Source organism: Terriglobus sp. YAF25, assembly GCF_052113305.1.
In the GTDB taxonomy this organism is placed as follows: Bacteria; Acidobacteriota; Terriglobia; order Terriglobales; family Acidobacteriaceae; genus Terriglobus.
In genome coordinates this window covers 1-4,238 of record NZ_JBFRCY010000397.1, presented here as the reverse complement: position 1 = coordinate 4,238, position 4,238 = coordinate 1, and the positions used below count along the sequence as shown (strand labels likewise).

General features: G+C 54.9%; 5 protein-coding genes. 1 reads left to right on the top strand and 4 read right to left on the bottom strand.

Going from position 1 to position 4,238, the window contains the following annotated elements; genetic code table 11:
- Positions 1-1,070, top strand: a 1,070-nt coding sequence (locus AB4043_RS16495) for a hypothetical protein (protein ID WP_442307544.1), incomplete at its 5' end; no start/stop codon positions are given.
- Here the strand turns inward: AB4043_RS16495 and AB4043_RS16490 are convergent.
- The 4 genes from AB4043_RS16490 to AB4043_RS16475 all read right to left on the bottom strand — a co-directional run.
- Positions 1,057-1,806 carry a dTMP kinase gene (locus AB4043_RS16490; protein WP_442301194.1) on the bottom strand — a complete coding sequence of 250 codons (750 nt, stop codon included), beginning with the start codon at positions 1,804-1,806 and terminating at the stop codon, positions 1,057-1,059. The two genes, AB4043_RS16495 and AB4043_RS16490, sit on opposite strands and share 14 nt — an antisense overlap.
- A 13-nt stretch (positions 1,807-1,819) precedes the next feature.
- Complete coding sequence (locus AB4043_RS16485; RefSeq protein ID WP_442301195.1) at positions 1,820-2,311, bottom strand: hypothetical protein; 492 nt, start codon at positions 2,309-2,311, stop codon at positions 1,820-1,822.
- 62 nt (positions 2,312-2,373) lie between these two features.
- Positions 2,374-2,772, bottom strand: coding sequence for an STAS domain-containing protein (locus AB4043_RS16480; RefSeq protein ID WP_442301196.1), 399 nt, complete (start codon positions 2,770-2,772; stop codon positions 2,374-2,376).
- 46 nt (positions 2,773-2,818) lie between these two features.
- Positions 2,819-4,238: lipopolysaccharide biosynthesis protein (locus tag AB4043_RS16475; RefSeq protein WP_442307543.1), on the bottom strand; the 1,420-nt coding region annotated here is incomplete at its 5' end.

Here is a 4,238-nt window from a genome sequence, read left to right as displayed (position 1 = left end):
GTCTCGACTCGTCCGTTCCCCTTAGTCCAGGCAAGCACCTCGTCGTGGTCCAGGGATGGGATTATTGTGGCGGCGCCACCAAAACGCCGCTGGATATCACGTCTTCTACCTCCTCCGGTGTGAACGTAGCCTCGCCCGCAAACGGAAGTAATGTAGGTACTCCGGCGATCTACGTCGCGAGTGCAACGACCGCCTGTGACAAGGGCATATCTGCCATGGGTATTTATGTAAACCATGAGCTCGTCTATAAGGTCGACGGTTCCACGCTGGCTACCCCCATCACTATGGGACGAGGGCATCAATCTACGGTCGTCCAGGCATGGGACAACTGCGGGGGCATTGCAAGCACGCCCATTGATGTCAACGTAACGGGAACCGTTCTGAAGAACGTACACGCCGCCCCAGGATGGAATCAATGGGGCCAGTTACCGCCGGTATACGACATCTGCGATGCTCCGTGCCAGGGAGTCGATTGGTCCATGACGCAGAACCAGCAGGCGCAATCACTCAGTGGGAACGCAACGCAGTTCTACCTCGGTGGCACCACTCCTTATTCTGACGTCCTCTTCTCGAACCCTGTTATCGGGCATGGAAACAAGCAGGGCCTGACAGACGAAAGCCACACGCTGCTGCCGACATTGCATGACTTTCTCTATGACACCGACGTGTATGTGAGCAACTGGCCCGTTACCCAGGTGCTCGAGTTCGACCTGAACATGTATGCCGGAGGGGTAGGTATGGAATGGGGAACTGAGTGCAATCACTTGAACGGCAACGTTTGGGACTACTGGAACAACGTTGAGGCCCGATGGGTGCCGACCTCTATCCCGTGCACGCTCAAAGATGGGTGGAACCATGTAACGTTACAAGCGCATCGGCAAGCCAACAACGATCTTCTCTACCAGTCCATTACTGTGAACGGAGTTGTTTATCCGCTGAATATCACCGTCGCGCCGAAGGCGGTTCCATCAGACTGGTGGGGGATGAYCGTCAATTACCAGATGGATGGCAACTACAAGATGGATGGCTATACCACCGCCCTTGATAACTTCCACTTTACGTACTGGTAGAGACCGGTCCGGAAAACAATCTCTCATCCCGCAACCCATGCCCTGTCTTTCCTTTGGAGAGCAGGGCATGTTTCTTTTCCTCCACCAGTCGGCATATCTCACGATGTGCGAACTCCGCGCTTGACGGCGGAATCATTACCATTCCCGCGATCGCGGCGAGACGGAGATACGCCATGCGGTTCGAGCGGAGGAACTCCAGAGGATATTCCGGCTTGCGGGCGAACGCTGTGTCGGGATCGGCGTCCAGAACGAAGGCGAGATCCGGCTTCGGAATAAACCGTAGGATTGCGCGCACATACAAGCGATGAAGGCGACGATCCACCTGCAGGTTGGCGAGCTCGTCATAGAGGAAGCGGTCAAAGATTACGACACGATCTTGAGCCCGAGGCTTTGTCCGAATAAGCTTCTTTACTGTTCGGCGCAGCGAGAGAAGATCCAGCGCATAGAGGGCCATCCGCATACAGGTGAGCAGCGGTGATTGAACATTTTTGTCCCGGCGGTGAATGGGAGCCTCCGGAGAGCCGACCCCTTTGTCGCCTTTGAATACTTTGTGGCCCAGATCTTCCCGGAAAGATTTCAACGCGACGACATCATCCCAGAAGGTGACCAACTGGACCTGTTGTCCCGACAGTTGCAGAACGTCGCGGAGCAGCGCAATCTGCGTGCTCTTTCCGGCTCCGTCGATACCGGAAAAGCTTATGAGAAGGGGCCTCTTTTCAGGCAAAGTCCGATTCATCTTCTGGCTCGCTTCAGTTTGAAGGCTTAGCTGATGTAGCAAGGGAGAGTCCGGCAACGGTTCCCACAGCGATTACAGCCCCAACGACAAGAGCCGTCCTGATGGAGAACCTGCGAACGCGTTTTTGTTTCGCCGGCGCAATTGCCGCGCCCGATGGAGTGGCGGCAGGCACTCCATCGACGCGGGTATCAGGAGCGGCAGCCGTGCCCTTGGGCGGCGGCGCCTTCTCCTGCGGTTGTGAGGGCTGCTGCGTGGAAGTTTGGGAGCTGTTGGGCTGGGAATTCGACTGAGAGTCGTTCTGGGATGCACCCGTCGACTGCGGCGCAGGAGCGCTTGGGTCCTTGCCTGTCGTGGCAGGCTCGGTGTTTTGGCTACTTTGCTGGTTCGTGGACGACGTCTGTTGCGCATCGTTAAGACCCGTGGAGGCATATGCCTCAAGCGGCAGAACCAGTGAAGCTGCAAGGCACAGAGATAAATATTGTTTCAGGATTCGATCGCGGGGCATTCTTTCACGCTCCAGGCTGACGTTGCTGCACTAATTGGGACACCAGCTAAACGTTGGATGCTTTAAGCCGCGTATTCGCTGTCCTGGTGCGCTTCAGCGGTCTCCGAGTATAGGGGCGCCATGCTGGCCGGGCGAACCTGATAGCTATGAATTGCACTTTCCGTCGATCCGTAGATTTCGAACAGGCGGCTGATTCCGGCATTCTGCAGTACGGCGCGAGCTTCTGGAGTCACTGTGGCAAGTCTTACATCACCGTTATGCTTCATAACTTCTTCCAGGCAGCAGAGAAGAAACTGGATCTCTTCCGTACCCATGATTTCAATTTGTGAGCAATCGAGCACGAAGCGAGGATGCCCATGTTGAATGGCCATCTTAAGACGGCGAAGCATGTCTGCATGACTGGCGGAAGAAATCTGGCCTGGAAGCTGAAGTATATTTACTGCTCTTTTTCTAATAGACATCGGAATCATCCCTTTTAGTTGAGGACGTATGGATGGACGAACGTGCTTACAGCACAGGGGGAGGCGGACCTTCATCCGGAAGCGTTCCCGAACTTTCACATAACTGCAGTACTTCTGTGTTTCGTATCTCCAAAAAAGCTCTGAGGAGATTGCGTCCATACCTGAGCAGATTGAATAGGCTGGTTTTGTACCAGCAGCACTGCGCCATGCTGGTTGACAGGCCGCAGACAAATTTGAGGCGTTCTACTTTCTGTTCCAAAACACCCGCGACAAAACGGTGGTTGCCGTCGAGAATTGTCAACGGGTCTGACTCTGTCAGACCGATCAAAATGATCGGTCCTGAATCCAGAGTGTCCGTGGTGAGCGCACCGCGAATCTCGCTGATCTTGCGTACGAATGGGTCTTCGGGGAGAGGCTGACGATTTTTAATGCGTTCGGCTACCGTTTTAATCGCAAAGTTGCCCCGAGCGGTTCTCGCCCATTGTGCCCTTGGGAAGACGCGGATCTGATTGAGTTCTGCCGAGCCAATCTCGACCTCATACCATTGCGTATCCTCCGGAAGTTCCCTCCACAGAGCGCGGTGCCGAAGCTCCAGAAGCGCCCGGCGAACGGCACACTCCGAGACGTCCTGCAGGTCGGGGTTCAGGAAAATGCTCCGCAATCTTTCTTCGTATTCGGCATAGACGCCTTTTCCGAGCTCACTTCTAAGAAAGCCTGAGATCACTTCGTCTTCGCTCATTCGCCGCAAAAGTCGAAGTTTACGGCGCTCCAACAGAAAGCCGGCGTTATTCAACATGTCCAGGAAGAATGGAACGGCTACCAGGATAAGGAAGCAGACGAGCAAGACGAGCTGCACCATGATCACCTGTTGCAGCGATTCGTGATACTTGCAGATGCCGGCGATCAGAACTCCACCGAAGAGGAGTTGGAACCAGGCCGTGTTCGCAATCTTGTATGACATCTCATAGGTCATCACGACCACGCTGAGGCAGTAGACAACCGTAGTTGCGGCATAGATCGCCAGGAGATATGGAAATCCATGGGGGCCGAGAATCTTGAATTCGGCGCCGAACAGAATGGTCCACAGCCAATCAGGCGTGATCGCAAGGCCGACAGAGACCGCCGTACCTACAGCCAGCACCGAAAGAAGTGCCGTCCCAATCAGTGACAGGTTCTTTCTCTCTTCTGCCTTCGAGCCCGCGACGACAGGGAACATGCTGTTCACAATCGCCTGAGACCCTGAAAAAATTACGCGCCCCACCATGGCGATTGCTGCATACAGACCGGCTTCCCGGGCAGGCAGGAAGTGTTTGACCAGAACAATGTCAGAGTTGTTGATCAATACCTGCCCAGTAAAGAACACGGTAGCGTGCGAAATCTCTTGAAAGGCTGCGCGCAGGGTGAGCGGGTTGATTGCGGTCAGGTCGAGCTTCGGGGCAATAGCGAAGTAGGCGACAGCCATGGCA